General features: G+C 51.3%; 14 protein-coding genes and 1 pseudogene. 7 read left to right on the top strand and 8 right to left on the bottom strand.

The window, feature by feature from the left end:
* The first annotated feature begins 220 nt into the window (after positions 1-220).
* From A3848_RS01515 to A3848_RS01505, 3 genes are read left to right on the top strand one after another with little or no spacing between them, the layout of a single operon-like run.
* The gene (locus A3848_RS01515; RefSeq protein ID WP_074083177.1) at positions 221-475 is read left to right on the top strand and encodes a FeoA family protein; all 255 of its coding nucleotides are present in this window, start codon (positions 221-223) and stop codon (positions 473-475) included.
* Complete coding sequence (locus A3848_RS01510) at positions 472-1203, top strand: FeoB small GTPase domain-containing protein (protein WP_074083176.1); 732 nt, start codon at positions 472-474, stop codon at positions 1201-1203. Before A3848_RS01515 ends, A3848_RS01510 begins: the two co-directional genes overlap by 4 nt.
* Positions 1181-2590 carry a nucleoside recognition domain-containing protein gene (locus A3848_RS01505; protein ID WP_074083175.1) on the top strand — a complete coding sequence of 470 codons (1410 nt, stop codon included), beginning with the start codon at positions 1181-1183 and terminating at the stop codon, positions 2588-2590. The genes A3848_RS01510 and A3848_RS01505 overlap by 23 nt, the downstream gene beginning before the upstream one ends.
* Before the next feature lie 91 nt (positions 2591-2681).
* On the opposite strand, the gene A3848_RS01500 is transcribed toward A3848_RS01505, so the two are convergent.
* The 3 genes from A3848_RS01500 to A3848_RS01490 all read right to left on the bottom strand — a co-directional run bounded on the left by A3848_RS01500 (position 2682) and on the right by A3848_RS01490 (position 6316).
* Complete coding sequence (locus A3848_RS01500) at positions 2682-3233, bottom strand: hypothetical protein (RefSeq protein ID WP_074083174.1); 552 nt, start codon at positions 3231-3233, stop codon at positions 2682-2684.
* A gap of 228 nt (positions 3234-3461) precedes the next feature.
* The gene (locus A3848_RS01495; RefSeq protein WP_074083173.1) at positions 3462-4730 is read right to left on the bottom strand and encodes an alkaline phosphatase; all 1269 of its coding nucleotides are present in this window, start codon (positions 4728-4730) and stop codon (positions 3462-3464) included.
* Between the two features lie 164 nt (positions 4731-4894).
* Positions 4895-6316 carry an aminotransferase-like domain-containing protein gene (locus A3848_RS01490; RefSeq protein ID WP_074083172.1) on the bottom strand — a complete coding sequence of 474 codons (1422 nt, stop codon included), beginning with the start codon at positions 6314-6316 and terminating at the stop codon, positions 4895-4897.
* Between the two features lie 201 nt (positions 6317-6517).
* Here A3848_RS01490 and A3848_RS01485 point away from each other — a divergent pair, with 201 nt between their 5' ends.
* From A3848_RS01485 to glpX, 4 genes are all read left to right on the top strand, one after another.
* The gene (locus tag A3848_RS01485; RefSeq protein WP_074083171.1) at positions 6518-7477 is read left to right on the top strand and encodes a DMT family transporter; all 960 of its coding nucleotides are present in this window, start codon (positions 6518-6520) and stop codon (positions 7475-7477) included.
* Between the two features lie 592 nt (positions 7478-8069).
* The gene (locus tag A3848_RS01475; RefSeq protein ID WP_074083169.1) at positions 8070-8714 is read left to right on the top strand and encodes a helix-turn-helix transcriptional regulator; all 645 of its coding nucleotides are present in this window, start codon (positions 8070-8072) and stop codon (positions 8712-8714) included.
* A gap of 19 nt (positions 8715-8733) precedes the next feature.
* Positions 8734-9546 carry a pyruvate, water dikinase regulatory protein gene (locus tag A3848_RS01470; protein ID WP_074083168.1) on the top strand — a complete coding sequence of 271 codons (813 nt, stop codon included), beginning with the start codon at positions 8734-8736 and terminating at the stop codon, positions 9544-9546.
* Between the two features lie 54 nt (positions 9547-9600).
* A complete protein-coding gene (gene glpX / locus A3848_RS01465; protein ID WP_074083167.1) occupies positions 9601-10596 on the top strand; it encodes a class II fructose-bisphosphatase in 996 nt (331 codons plus the stop codon).
* Positions 10597-10932: 336 nt separating this feature from the next.
* Here the strand turns inward: glpX and A3848_RS01460 are convergent.
* The 5 genes and pseudogenes from A3848_RS01460 to sufD all read right to left on the bottom strand — a co-directional run.
* A pseudogene (locus tag A3848_RS01460) lies at positions 10933-11115 on the bottom strand (transposase); the annotation flags it as partial.
* A 24-nt stretch (positions 11116-11139) separates the two neighbouring features.
* Positions 11140-11379: a NifU family protein gene (locus tag A3848_RS01455; RefSeq protein WP_074083165.1), complete on the bottom strand. Its 240-nt coding sequence runs from the start codon at positions 11377-11379 to the stop codon at positions 11140-11142.
* Positions 11380-11411: 32 nt separating this feature from the next.
* A complete protein-coding gene (locus tag A3848_RS01450; protein ID WP_074083164.1) occupies positions 11412-11639 on the bottom strand; it encodes a hypothetical protein in 228 nt (75 codons plus the stop codon).
* 28 nt (positions 11640-11667) lie between these two features.
* Positions 11668-13065, bottom strand: coding sequence for a Fe-S cluster assembly protein SufB (gene sufB, locus A3848_RS01445; protein ID WP_074083163.1), 1398 nt, complete (start codon positions 13063-13065; stop codon positions 11668-11670).
* Positions 13066-13118: 53 nt separating this feature from the next.
* Positions 13119-14426, bottom strand: a complete 1308-nt coding sequence (sufD, locus tag A3848_RS01440; protein WP_371916071.1) for a Fe-S cluster assembly protein SufD — start codon at positions 14424-14426, stop codon at positions 13119-13121.
* Positions 14427-14447 lie beyond the last annotated feature (21 nt).

Below are 14447 nucleotides of genomic sequence, written 5' to 3'. Positions count from 1 at the left end.
CCCGGCAGCCGAATCAAGGTTTTCTACCTTAGATTCGGCTGTTTCCCGTTTCGGCGGCTGAATCAAAAGAAATGTAATTATGTATTATTTATTTTTCCCTAGGGAAACTTTTTTGTTGCAGGGACAAATTTATTTACGTATACTACTATTGTGGCACACTACAAGAATCTATCCCTAGTGCACAATATGTACTAATTTCTATATGAAGGAAGGGGAATTTATGGCTGGAGCACTTATTCCATTGTCTAAAGCGGTGAATGGCAGCAAACTCGTGATTAGCGGCATCGAAGTGCAGGGGGTGCTGCGGAGAAGGCTGCTAGATCTCGGATTTGTCGTCGGCAACACGGTAGAAGTGCTGCGGCGCAGCCCTCTGGGCGACCCTACGGCATTCCGCTTGAGTAATACAACGATTGCGCTGCGGCGCGAAGAAAGTGAATTAATCTACGGAACTTTGATTGGAGGTGGAGGCGAATGAATCCGTTTACTGTAGCTTTTGCGGGTAACCCCAATACGGGAAAAAGCACGCTTTTCAATCTTCTGACCGGACTGCGTCAGCACACCGGCAACTGGGCGGGCAAAACCGTCATTACGGCCGAAGGCGAATTCACCCACAAAAACCACACTTACCGCGCAGTCGATCTTCCGGGCACCTATTCGCTGTACTCCAATTCCGCCGACGAAGAGGCGGCCAGGGATTACATCATTTTCGAGGAACCGGATGTAACGCTCGTAGTTCTGGACGCCACTTCGCTTGAACGCAATCTCAACCTCGCGCTGCAGGTGCTGGAGATTACCGGGCGGGCCGTGATCTGCATCAACCTGATCGATGAAGCCCGCAGACTGGGTATCGTCATCAATGTGAAGGCGATCTCGAAGCAGCTTGGGGTTCCGGTTGTGGCCATCTCCGCCAGGAGCAAAATCGGCATTGATGCTCTTCTGGATCAGATCGAGCGTGTCGCCACTGGCGCTTTTACGGCACAGCCGCTTCGCATCAGCTATAGTGACGAAATTGAACAGGGCATCGCTGAGCTGATCCCCATGGTCGAACAGGCCATTGGCACAAGATATCCGGCGCGCTGGATTGCCCTCCGGCTGTTAGACGGTGATGACAGCCTGATCACTTCGCTTAAGGCCCATATGGGGCGCACAAATATTTCTGCAGCAAAGGAGGTTGTGGGTCATGGAGTCACCGCATGTCATTAAGGGAACGGACGCCATGGATTCCCTGCTGCCCTTCGCGAAGAAGCTGGCTGACAAAGGGGCCATCCGCGACGAAATTGTCAGTGGAATCTACGGGGTGTCGGCCGGTATTTGCCGTGACTCTGTGACCTACAAGGACCAGCAGAAACTCGCCAGCACCTATAAGCTGGATCAGATCGTCACCTCCAAAATCTGGGGTTTCCCTATTATGCTCGCCGCCCTCGGCCTCGTGTTCTGGATTACAATTGCAGGTGCCAACTATCCTTCAGGATGGCTCGCTTCCTTTTTCGGCTGGATTGAAGGCTATCTGACGGCAGGTTTTGAGGCGTTGAACGCACCGGCCTGGCTGCATGGCGTTCTCGTGCTTGGACTATACCGCGGAACCTCCTGGGTGATCAGTGTCATGCTGCCGCCCATGATGATTTTCTTCCCGGTGTTTGCCCTGCTGGAGAATTTCGGCTATCTTCCGCGCGTGGCATTCAATATGGACCGGCTGTTCAAAAAATCCGGCGGCCACGGCAAACAGGCCCTGACCATGTCGATGGGCTTTGGCTGCAATGCTGCTGCCATTCTCTCCACCCGCATTATCGAGTCCCCCCGGGAACGGATGCTGGCCATCCTGACCAATAACTTCGTGCCCTGCAACGGACGCTGGCCGACACTGATTATGCTCTCTTCTCTGTTCATGGTCGGAGGCGCTGCAGCAGGCGCACTGCACACATTATCAACTGCACTGGTGTTAATGGGCATTGTCCTGGTTGGAATCATTGTTACCTTGAGCGTCTCCTGGGTCATGTCAAAGACTGCGCTGCGCGGAGTACCCACTCACTACACACTGGAGCTTCCGCCATACCGCCGTCCGCAAATTTGGAAAACCATATTGATCTCCTCCAAAGAAAAATCCCTGAACGTGCTAGCCCGGGCAATCGTCGTCGCTGCACCGGCGGGAATCGTCACCTGGATTCTGGGCAATCTGATGGTCGGAGGAGACAGTGTACTTAACCACATGGCTGCTTTTTTTGATCCTTTTGCGAATTTGCTGGGTCTGGATGGCTTCATTATTATGGCGTTCATCCTTGGACTTCCAGCCAATGAAATCGTGCTGCCGATCCTGCTTATGGGATATATGTCCTCAGGCGCGATGGTCGATATCGATGGCCTCAGCGGCATCAAGGATATTTTCCTGAGCCATGGCTGGACTTGGCTAACCGCGCTCAATATGATGTTGTTCTCTCTGCTTCACTATCCATGCGGCACCACGCTAATCAATATTTATAAAGAAACCCGCAGTATGAAATGGGCCGTGCTCTCTGCGGTCATCCCGCTCGGAATCGCTATTGCGGTAACCTTCGCCGTTGCCCAGGCCGCCCGGTTGTTCGGCTGGGTGTGATGCAGAAAACTATAGAAGTAAAAAACGCAAAAAACTCCTTCACAGCCGAAACCGTGAAGGAGTTGGTGCCTGAAATGATTAAATCAATGGCTTACTTGGCAGCCTTAGCAGCAGCTACAATAGCTTTCAGGTAGCCTTGGGTATCTACAAGAGTAGCTCCGCTTACAGCGTCAACCATTTGCTCTTTGCTCTTTGCAGCCAGTGTAGCTTCCAGCGACTTGATTGTTTTGCCCGTTGCATATTTCTCAATGGCAGCCATGTTCTTGTCATAAGAAACCGTAGATTTGGCTTCTTCTTTCATATGTTCGCTATAATATTTGGCATTGGCTTTCTTGGAAGCCAGGACCATTGCTGGATCTTTGTAGTTCTGTCCGAAGTCCTTGTCCGAGTTAGGCACTCCCGTTGCCACATCGGAGCCCAGGAATTGATAATCGTCCAGTGAAGCGGCTACGATCACACCATTTTGGACTACGGCAACTGCCACAGTGAAGCATTTCGTGCCATGAGCGGCAGCTTCTACCCGGCCAACCTTAAGAGGTGCGCTTGCAGCAGAAGAGACATTGTTCAGAGCGCCACTGTTCCCTACGCCTACAACAGCCAAGGAGATACCGGCTACCAGCAATAATTTTGTTACCTTTTTCACAACCATTCCCCCAGTCCTATGATTAAAACGCTTACAATCTATATTTATCAATTTCTAGCAATTCCGTCAGTTACAAATGTTACTAGAAAAATGTAAATACATGGAACCAAATCCAAACGCAGCGGATAGGTTTCTTAGCTCAAACATAACAATCTTTATATATAGAAAAAGCCAGCCGAAAGTCCGGCCAGCTTATCTATTACAAAGGCACTAGCTCCCTCTGACGTTCTATTTCTTCGCTTTAAAACCATAGGCTTGCATCATCTTCTCGAACACGGCTGTGTTCTCAAAAACTCCCGTAAAGAGCTGGGCGTTTTTCCCCATTGCTGTAACCGGAATATCCACCGCCGTATGGCCGGAGGTTGTCCAGTCCACTACAAAGCTTTGCTTGGAATTGGCGATAGCGAACGGACCGTCTTCTTTGGAGATGCCATCTCCAGTTTCATCCTCTGCATCGACTGCTTCGATGGAAAGTCCTCCGGTTTCATGGTCAGCCAGCACCAGCACCAGCGTGTCTGGATTCTTTTTGGCAAAATCCTTAGCCACCTGCACAGATGCATCCAGAGCCTGGCCGGATTTAATCGTCATCTTGGCATTGTTTCTGTGGGCAAATTCATCCGTACCTTCTTCCTCTACCATCAGGAAAAAGCCTTTTTTGTTAGCGGACAGGGTGTCAATCGCTTTCTGGGTCATTTCCGGCAGGGAGACTACAGGGTTGTAGATATCCCCTTTGCCTTCCTCATTCTGCTGAAACATCTCCTCATTGGCGAACAGTCCGAGCAGCTTGCCGTTCTTGGCCTGCTTCAAGCCGTCTTTGGTCGATACATAGTTGTAACCCAGCTGTTTCGCTTTGGTGACCAGATTGCCCTGGCTTCCTTTGCTCTTCTCCGAAGGATCTTCAGCCGGAGCATCCGGGAACTTGCCTGCTTCGCCAGCCGGATACCAGAAATCCTCACCGCCGCCGAGCAGAACGTCCACTTTGCTCTTAGTCAAGAGCTGCAGTGCAATGTCGCTTTGTTTCGAGCGGTCTTCCACGTGAGCGCCAAAAGCTGCGCCCGTAGCATCCGTAATTTGGCTGGTGGTTACTACACCTGTGGACATACCGGCATCTTTGGCGTATTCTGCTATGGTTTTAACCGATTTTTTGTTGGCATCCATGCCGATGGCGCCATTATATGTCTTCACCCCGCTGGCATATGCTGTAGCGGATGCAGCTGAATCTGTAACCGGTACGGTAGAGCTCGTATGTACCAGCCCTGCGTAGGGCATATCATCCATAGCCAATTTGCCATTTTCGCCTACGGTCGCCAGCCGTATCGCATTACGCGCTGCTGTCCCCATGCCGTCGCCGACAAAAAGAATGACATTCTTCGTTTTTGCGGAAGCCGCAGCTGCCGGTTTGGCAGACTGTGCAGCCACTACACTCGTAGCCAAAAGCGCCCCTGCTGCAGTTACAGTTAATGCAGTCTTGAATCTATTCTTTTTCTGAGAATTCATATATACCCTCCTTAAGGTTAATTACTACCTCATACTAGAGCAATTATATTAAGGGGATATTTCATGAACGCCCGATTAATGTAAAACAACACAAGAACTATGCATTTTTTGTAAAATTTCTTTATTCTCCTGCGGAACCCGGATACTCTTTCATGAGCACGTAGTCACCTCTTTTGCAGCCCAAGCGCAAGCGCCGCCAGACGGCGTATACCTTCGCGCAGCACACCTCCGCTGGCAAAGGAGTAGCTCAGCCGCAGCCAGGACTTCATCTCTCCCAGCGGATCAAGAATTTCACCGGGGACAAAGGAGATGGACTGCTCCATAGAACGCTCAAACAGCTCAGGCACGGAAATAGACTCCGGCAGCTTCACCCACAGATTAAGCCCGCCCTGCGGGGTTGTCCATTCCCATCCGGTAGCGGCAAGCTCCTCCTCCACAATCTCCTTATGCACCTGGAGTGCGATCCGCAGCTTCCCGAGATGCTGCTGCAGGCGCGGCGAGGTGTAGTAGTGCAGAAAGATTTTCTGATTCAAAATCGGCGTGCCGTTGTCCGCCAGCGATTTGGCGGTAATCAGCTGTTCCATGAACGGGTACCGGCACCCAACTGCGCAGATCCGCAAGCCTGGGGCGACATATTTGCTGAAGCTGCTGATGTAGATTACCCAGCCTTCCGAATCATACGCAAAAAACGGCGGCGGCGGCTCCTCCGTGAAATACATGTCGCGGAACGGATCATCCTCCACGAGCAGACAGCGGTAGCGCTCCGCCAGCTCAACCAGTAGCTTGCGCTGCCGCGCCGGAACCGTATAGCCGGTGGGATTGTGATGTGTCGGATTCATATAGAACATCCTTGGCCGGTGCCTGCGCATCAGTTCCTCGACCTGCTGTAGATCATAACCCTCCGGAGTAATCTCCACCGGTACCAGCCGGGCTCCCAGACGCCGGAAAATATCCATCGCCGCGCTATACGTCGGCCGCTCCACCAGCACCGCATCCATCGGCCCCAGCACAACGCCCGCGATCAGATTAATCGCCTGCTGAGCACCCGAAGTTACCAGCAGTTCACCCGGTGACAACTGCAGCTTGTGCTTCTCCCGGAAATGGCGGCTAAGTATATCCCGCAGTTCCTCGTCTCCCTGGACTGAAGAGTACGTTCCCATGACCTTCGGATAGAGATCGAACACTTTTTTGACGTATTCGGACAGGAACAGGTTGGGCAGCAGTCCAGGATCAATCAGCGCCTGTGAGAACTGGTAACTGACCGGTATCCGCTGAATATCGGACATCGGGTTCGCCAGCATATAGGCGGATACCGCCGCACCCTCTGCCGCTTCTTCCGCCAAACTGCTGACCGGTGACATATAATAGCCGGATTTGTCTTTTACATATACCTTGCCGTCTTCCGTCAGCTCTCTGTAGGCCTTGAATACCGTAAGCCTGTGAACCTTCAGCTCCTCAGCCAGCAGCCGGATCGACGGCAGCTTGTCATGCGCCTTCCATTCTCCGCGCTCCATCCGGTTGTACATGTATTGATACACCTGGCGAAACAATGGGGAGTTCTGCTCTGCTCCTGCCGCCTTTTTCATCAGTCTGCCGCTCCTTTACCAGATGACTCTGCCAATAGCTAAGTCCATAACCACCTGTAGTTAACTTCTCTTGGCCTTATTGTACAATATTCCGCCTCCTATCTGTTCTATTGTCTGCAATCTGTTCTGTCCAGTTTCCGGTATGATGAATCGAACACTTGAGCCAACTGCCACACTACCATCACAAAGGGGAACTGAAACATGATTATGCTTGCTTACTCGCTCGTCTGTCTGATCTTCGGCACGACCTTCCTGGCTATAAAAATCGGCGTGGACGCCGGTACACCTCCGTTCTTCTCGGCGGGTTTGCGTTTTTTCGTTGCAGGTGCTGTACTCTTCCTCTTTATGGCCTGGAAAGGCAAAGCCAGCTTCGCCCTGCTCCTGCGCAAAGAGATGTTGTTCACCGGCGCTGCACTAACCTTCGGAACCTTTTCCGCACTGTACTGGGCCGAGCAATATGTCTCCTCAGGGCTTGCCGCTGTGCTGTCCGCAACCGGTCCGATGATGATTCTGCTGATGCAGACCGCTGTTCTCCGGCAAAAAGCGCCTTCCTATTCGCTGATCGGCTGCATTATCGGCTTCGCTGGCGTACTGCTGCTTGTGCTACCCAGCCTCGCCATTGATGTTTCTCCCCTGTGGGTCACCGGTTGCGCTGTGGTGCTGATCGGAGAAATCTGCTACGCGGCGGGAGCCATCTACTCCAAAAAAGTAACCAGCACCTTCTCCGGCGAATCGCCCGTTGCCCTGAATGCAGCGCAGATGATGTACGGCGGCGCGCTGCTGTTCCTCCTGTCCCTGTTCACGGAAAAAGTACATCCTGAGGTGCTGCTGTCCTTCCATACAGCCGGTTCTCTGCTCTACCTGACCGTAATCGGCTCCATGGTCGGCCATACGCTGTTCTACTGGCTGGTGGCGAAAACCAATCCTGTCTTTCCGTCCACCTGGCTGTATATCTCCCCGCCGATCGCGGTCGGTGTAGGCTTCCTCTTCTACGGAGAATCGGTAACCTGGATCACCCTCATCGGCGTATTCACCATCATCGCCGGCACTGTGCTCGTAAATGCAGGTGCGCTTAAGCAACTGCTGTTCAAGCCGAAGCGCAGCACCCCGCTGGTGCAGCCAGTGGCAGGAGAGGCTTATCCGCGGAAGCGGATTCTGTAAGAGCGGCCGGCCCAGGGTGGCGTAAGCCGCTGTGCCAGGTGGGCCGGGGCGGGCAGAGCGGGCCGGGTGCGTTACTGAGCGGGAGTCGCGGCACACGGCGGAGAACGGCACGCCGGCCGGGACAGGCCGGGGACGGCGCGGACAATGACGTTTCTGAGTCCGCAACATTTAGTCCATCTGCATTGGAACGGTAGCTGAATAAACGAGAGATATGGAGGGACTAACCAGTACTCATATCTCTCATGAACTCAACGCTTGCACATGCTCCCCTAACTTAACTTCCAATAGTGCCAACACACATGGCTAACTTGAGCATGGATAACAACCCTTGCGAAATCGCCTTGAACAACAATGTACTCTTCAAGGAAGAGCCCGAAATACTGAAGTTCACGTTCTATATCTCTAGAATATCTTCTGCCGAAAATATATATGACGTATTATATATTGCATTAATGATCATTATTGCGTATTATATAAGCAAGTTAAGGGCTTAATACTCTAATAGGACGTAAGAATGGAAGGGGGAATCGATTATTGGTGCTCCTTTTCTGTTAAGGAACACCTGAATGTATCCGGAAAGTGGAGGGAACCTGTGATCGAACTGACATCCCGTCAACTGCAAATTATTGAAATCGTCAAAAAAAGAGCACCTATCACCGCCGAGCAAATTGCGGAGCATCTCAACCTCAGCAAGCCGACGATCCGCTCGGATTTGTCCGTACTTGTCATGCTGGAGTACATTGACGCGAAACCCAAGGTAGGTTATTTTCCCGGCAAAAAAACCTCGCAGCGCCTCAGCGGCAGCTATCTGCTGAAAGAAACCAAGGTCAAGGATATTCAGAGCATCCCGATTATTATCCGCGAGACGACAACGATTCAGGATGCTGTAGTCACACTGTTTCTGCAGGATGTCGGCACGCTGATTATCTGCGACGGGGACGGCAAGCTGACCGGGGTGGCCTCGCGCAAGGATTTCTTGAAGGTTACGCTGGGCAATCCCGGAGCAGTGTCCATGCCCGTGAGCATGGTAATGACCCGCCAGCCCAAGGTCGTGACCGTTTCTCCCGCGGATACGGTGCTTGATGCCGCACAAAAAATGATTTTTCACGAGGTGGACAGTTTGCCGGTGGTCATCCCCGGTATTGTAGAAGAAAGCGGCCCGAAACTCGACGTTGTCGGACGGCTGACGAAAACTTCTATTGTCAAACTACTCCTCGATCTAGAAGCCAAAGGATAACGGGAGGAATCAAAAGCGCATGGAGCCATCCTCACATTTCATAACGATATGCTCAGATTCTATAGGGGATACAGCGGAGGCTGTCGTGCAGGCTGTTATCCACCAATTCCAGAATCAGCGTGTCACGATCAGAAGATACGGCAACGTAAGACATGAAGACGAGCTCAGGAAGCTGATGGAGGAGACCGCTCAGCTTCAGGGCTTTGTCGCCTACACGCTGGTCCAACCGGAGCTGCGGGAGATGATCCGTGAAGAAGCGGTGCGCCTCGACCTGCGGATTGTAGATATCATGGGCCCGATGATGCAAGCCTTCATTGATACCTTTGATGATGCGCCCCAGGCCCGGCCCGGGCTGCTTCACCAGCTCGACGAGGATTACTTCCGCCGGATCGAGGCGATTGAATTCACCGTGGCCTGTGACGACGGGCGCGATCTTGGCGCGATGCTAAAGGCGGATATTGTACTGCTGGGCATGTCACGCACCTCCAAAACCCCGCTCAGTATCTTTCTTGCTCACCGGGGCAAAAAGGTCGTGAACTACCCGATCGTTCCCGAAATCGGCCCGCCGCAGCAGCTGATGAGCCTGCCGCCGAACCGGCTCATCGGGCTTACGATGAAGCCCGAGTATATGCTGAAGATCCGCTCCGAACGTCTGAAGCAGCTTGGACTTCCGGCAGGTTCGCAATATGCCAGCCTGGAGCGCATTACTGAAGAGATGGAATACGCTGCCTTGCTGTTCGGCAAGCTGGGCTGTCCTGTTATTGATATTACAAACAAGGCGATTGAAGAAACAGCAGGTATTATTATGGGTTATATTACCGATTCTCCGTAAGCTTTGCTGATTCAGGCCTGAACCAATACAAATATTATACTGGAGGGAAATCATATGGAACGCGAATTGGCACTGGAAATTGTACGGGTAACTGAATTGGGCGCTTTATCCTCAGCCCGCTGGATCGGAAGAGGCGATAAAAATGCTGCGGATGATGCGGCTACAACCGCCATCCGTTCCATGTTTGATTCTGTCTCCATTGATGGGACTGTGGTCATTGGGGAGGGTGAGATGGACGAAGCTCCGATGCTCTACATCGGCGAGCAGGTCGGGAACCGTACCGGTCCCTCCGTTGATGTAGCCGTAGATCCTCTGGAAGGCACGGAGGTAGTAGCCTGCGGGCTTCACAATGCCCAATCCGTGATTGCCATCGCCGACCGGGGCAGCCTGCTGCATGCGCCTGACATCTATATGGAGAAGCTGGCCTGCGGTCCCGAGCTCGCCGGCAGGCTCAGCCTGGAAGATCCGGCCGAAGTCACATTGCGCAAAGCCAGCCTCATCACCGGCAAAGCGCTCTCCGAGCTGACGGTAATGGTCCTTGACCGCAAGCGGCACGAGAAGCTGATCGCCACCCTGCGCGGGCTGGGCGTGCGCGTCAAGCTGATCGGCCACGGCGATGTCGCTGGAGCTATCGCGGCAGCACTGCCGGACAGCGATGTCGATCTGTACATGGGCTCCGGCGGAGCACCGGAAGGCGTGCTGGCTGCTGCCGCACTGAAATGCCTCGGCGGAGAGCTGCAAGGCAAGCTGCTGCCGGACGGTCCCTTCGAGCTGCAGCGCTGCCTCTTAATGGGTATTGAGAACCCGACACGCGTGCTCTCGATGGAGGATATGGTGGGTACGGGAGATGTCATCTTCGCGGCGACCGGTGTAACCTCCGGCGAATTCCTTAACGGAGTCCGCTTCATCGGCAAGGAGCGTGCCGAGACCCATTCCGTCATTATGCGGGCACAGAGCCGCACCATCCGTTATATCCGCAGCATACACTTCCTGCCTGGCAAGGATATTCCGCAGGTGGCTATCAGCCGGCAAAATGCGGCTCTCATCTAATTGATGTCGACTAGTACAGCGTAGCTGAAAAATCCCAGCAATTCACTAGCTCCTAAAATGTGTAAGAGATAGTAAGAAGAAAACTCTTATAAAGGGGTGCACGCTTAGCCTCATTCCCGGCTTTGACGTGGCAACCGGCCAGATTGTGGCGTCGTCGATGGGGCCGACCCGGAAGGGAAGCACCTCTGTGCCTAAATGATGGTTTGTTTCAGCTGTGATGTACTAGCCTGTCTGGAGGATGGTATAGAGGGGATTGACTACGGGGATTTATGCTCAGAGGTAGAGATAATTAGACCCTCTGAGCATACAGTGAAAAACCCCAAAAATCGGCGGCAGCAGCGGAGGAGGAGCGTCAAAGATGCCTAACCATACCTCCGTCGCTCCACGGTGATACAGGTCTTCTAGGACCTCACGCCAACCGTTTGAACTCTCATGGCCTGCCACGTAAAATCCGAGTATCTCCCGATGGCCGAGCTGGTTAATCCCTATGACGAGATTGATGACCTCCCTCTGCACTGTTAATTCGTCTCTGTTAAAAGAAGTTTAGAATACTTGTACAACTTCTTTAATCTCATCGATTTCCTCAAGAATTGCGCGTTCAATAGCAACCTTTAGCGTAATCGTAGCACTTGGGCAACCGTTGCAAGCTCCCAAAAATCTTAATTTGGCTATACCGTTCTCAACCTCGACGAGTTCAGCGTCTCCACCGTCACGCAGTAAGAAAGGACGTAGTTTGAGAAGCACTTCCGATACTTCATCGAATAAAATTCCATTCTCCTCCATTATGCCAGCTCCTCTCATTGTTTTCCCAACAGTCAATTTAAGCCTTTTTCACCTAGATAGTCTGAGTGATCCTTTGCTTTTTGCCTAAGAATGGCCTCTTGATCTGAAAGTTCCCTTATAGCCGTATACACAGAATCTAAAGGTATCATCACACCACAACTTGCACTCAATCCTGACAGCATGTTGAAGTAGAACTGAAGTTTCCGTATCTCTCGGGTAATTTGAGCTAGTTCTGTATTGTCCGAATTCTTTTTCTTCATTACTAACACCTCGTACTTCCTTAATGAATCAACCGATGCTTCCTTCCATTTCAAATTGAATCAGGCGATTCATTTCAACGGCATATTCCATCGGCAATTCTTTGGTAAACGGCTCAATAAAGCCCATTACAATCATTTGTGTGGCATCTTGTTCTGTAAGCCCGCGGCTCATTAAGTAAAACAATTGTTCCTCGGACACTTTGGATACTGTTGCCTCATGCTCCAAAGTAATCTGATCGTTTTTAACTTCATTGTACGGAATCGTATCTGAGGTTGACTGGTTATCCAAAATCAACGTATCACACTTAATATTGGACTTGGACCCTGCAGAATTGCGGCTGAAGCTCGACAATCCCCTGTAGTTTACTTTGCCGCCCTGCTTGCTGATGGATTTGGATATAATCGTAGATGTTGTCTCGGGAGCAAGGTGAATTACCTTCGCGCCGGCATCTTGATGCTGATCTTTACCGGCTACGGCAATAGACAGGATGGACCCCTTGGCTCCCCTTCCTTTCAAGATTACAGCCGGATACTTCATGGTTACCTTAGAGCCGATGTTGCCGTCCACCCATTCCATTGTGGCATTTTCCTCTGCCACAGCCCTTTGGGTTACCAGGTTGTAGATATTAGGAGCCCAATTCTGGATGGTCGTGTAACGGACACGGGAATCTTTGCGGCAGATAATTTCAATCACTCCGCTATGCAGAGAACTGGTACTATAAATAGGCGCTGTGCATCCTTCAACATAATGGATAAAACTACCCTCTTCGGCAATAATTAATGTCCGCTCGAATTGTCCCATATTTTCAGAATTAATCCGGAAGTATCCTTGGATCGGAACCTCACACTGCACACCTCTCGGGATGTATACAAAGCTGCCGCCTGACCAAACCGCGCTGTTAAGCGCAGCAAATTTATTGTCGGAGGGCGGGATGATCGTTCCAAAATGTTGCTTGAACACTTCAGGATATTGCTTTAAAGCAGTATCTGTATCAAGGAAAACAACGCCCTGATCCTCCAGTTCCTTCCCCATACTGTGATAGACTACTTCCGACTCGTATTGAGCGGATACGCCCGCCAGAAACTTTTGCTCCGCTTCAGGAATCCCCAGCTTGTCAAAGGTTGCTTTAATCTCGGAGGGAACCTCCTCCCAGGTCTTTCCCTGTTTCTCAGAAGGGCGAACGTAATATTGGATGTTATCAAGATTTAGTCCGGACAGATCTGCTCCCCACTTGGGCATCGGCATTTTGTAGAATTGCTTCAAAGCTTTCAGCCGAAAATCGAGCATCCACTCCGGCTCTTCCTTGATCCGGGAAATTTCTCGGACAATCTCTTCAGTCAGACCTTTTCCAGATTGGAAAATAGACTGGTGCTCATCGCGAAACCCATATTTATATTCACCCATATCCGGCGCTTTTTTAGCCATTAGTATCGCTCCTTTTAACCTTCATAAGACTCACTTTGATTGGCTCTGATTGCCTATGATCTGCCAAGCTTTTTCTCCACTACATCCTGCAGGCGGCTACGCACTCCCTCCAGCGGAATCTCCGAAATGACAGGAGCGAGGAATCCGAAAATAACAAGATATTCGGATTCACTCCGTGAGATCCCGCGCGACATCAGATAATAGATTTGTTCCGCATTTACTTGCCCCACGGATGCAGCATGACCGGCGGTTACATCATCCTCATCAATCAGCAGGATCGGATTAGCATCACCGCGCGCATTTGGACTTAACATCAGTACACGTTCTGTTTGCTGACCATCACAATGGGTTGCACCTTTTTCAATTTTTGTAATCCCGTTGATAATGGCCATAGCTTCTTCACGCATTACTGCGCGTGTGATCATTTGGCTCACCGAGCTTCTGCCAAAATGCTGGGCTTGTGTAGTACAACTCAATTTCTGGTCCCCAGAGCCTATCGCAATCACCTTAGCGTCAGAGATGGACCCGTTGCCCTGGAGTAATGTCTTGGTATCACTGGCGGTATAGCCATTATTCATCTCGCCGACAATCCATTCTATACCGCCATCCGCAAGCACAACCGCACGCCGCTGGGTGAAGTCCGTTGTTGCTGCAGCAAGCTGATGAACAGAAGCGACCTGCACCTTGGAGCCTGCCCCTGCAAACACCTCTACCACACCATTATGCAAAACCTTGATATCATCTCTTCCCGATATACAATGATCCACATAGCTGATCTTGCTGTTGTTACCAGTCACAATCAAGATGTGAGGAGCAAAAAGTGCCCCGCTCGTATCGCTATAAAAGATCGCTTGAATGGGAACTTCAACCTCTATACCGTCTGGGACATATAGAAAAACGCCACTACTCCATAAGGCACTGTGCACAGCAGACAATCTGTGCTCTTCCGGCTTCACAGCCTGAAAGAGATAACGTTGAACCAACTCCTCATGCTCTTTTGCCGCAGTATGCAGGTCCGTTAAAATTACTCCCTGGGCGGCTAAATCAGCCGACAATTCTGTGTACACTACATCCGAATTGATCTGAACGATGAGTCCGCCTTCCACCGGAGAGGCAACCAAACCTCGAACAACCTCCGGCGCATCTTCCAAACCTGACCACGCATTCTCAGCTTTGTAATCACCACTTTCGTAGATATCCCATTTTTCAAGCTTGATTTTCTCCACTTTAGGCAGCCCCAACGTCCCTGCCAGCTCGAGTGCCCGAATCCGGTGTTCAAGCAACCAACGAGGTTCATCCTTAGCACTTGACCAAGCGCATAAAGCGTTCGCATTCATTGAAATTTTTGCTTGTATACCCACTTGCTTTTCCTCCTCTTCAGC

Origin of the sequence: Paenibacillus sp. P32E (assembly GCF_001909085.1) — a bacterium.
Taxonomy (GTDB): Bacteria; Bacillota; Bacilli; order Paenibacillales; family Paenibacillaceae; genus Paenibacillus_AQ; species Paenibacillus_AQ helianthi.
Note: the sequence above shows the minus strand (reverse complement) of the source record. Positions and strands in the feature narration are given on the sequence as shown.